This is a genomic window from Clostridium ljungdahlii, from assembly GCF_001636845.1.
Lineage (GTDB): Bacteria > Bacillota > Clostridia > Clostridiales > Clostridiaceae > Clostridium_B > Clostridium_B ljungdahlii_A.
In genome coordinates this window covers 1-669 of sequence record NZ_LITT01000049.1, presented here as the reverse complement: position 1 = coordinate 669, position 669 = coordinate 1, and the positions used below count along the sequence as shown (strand labels likewise).

Genomic DNA, 669 nt, shown 5'->3' with positions numbered 1-669 from the left:
CCATTGCGGTGACAATACCATTTGCATCTACTGTGGCTACGGCTATATTGTCCGAAGCCCATGTGACACCTTTATTCGCGGTATCCGCCGGAGCTACCGTAGCTGTAAGCTGGCTGGTGCCGCCGACATCAATAAAAGCGCTGGTCCTATCTAATGTGACGCCTGTAATATCTGATGAAGGTGCCGCTTGAACGGTGACGGCGCAATTCGCCGTAAATCTCCCGTCAGCTGTAGTGACAGTAATGGTTGCTGTACCTGCCGCCATTGCGGTGACAATACCATTTGCATCTACTGTGGCTACGGCTGTATTGTCCGAAGCCCATGTGACACCTTTATTCGCGGTATCCGCCGGAGCTACCGTAGCTGTAAGCTGGCTGGTGCCGCCGACATCAATAGAAGCGCTGGTCCTATCTAATGTGACGCCTGTAATATCTAATGAAGGTGCCAATGCTTTAGTCTTGAACAAGATTTCATACGCATTGGTTGTTAATGTAACAGGTGTTTGGTCCGCCGTGATACCTGAACTTACTTTTACTTTATAAGAAGTGCTAGGTTCCAATTTTGTTGTTGGAGAAACAAAAAGGCTTCCATTAAGACTCTTATTCATAGTAACATTAGTAGCTACACTACTTTCTGTCGCATCGGCATTTACTTTTACCAGTGTTACTA

General features: G+C 46.8%; 1 protein-coding gene. It reads right to left on the bottom strand.

What is annotated here, in order from left to right; genetic code table 11:
* Positions 1–607: Ig-like domain-containing protein (locus WY13_RS15505; RefSeq protein WP_204377970.1), on the bottom strand; the 607-nt coding region annotated here is incomplete at its 3' end.
* Positions 608–669 lie beyond the last annotated feature (62 nt).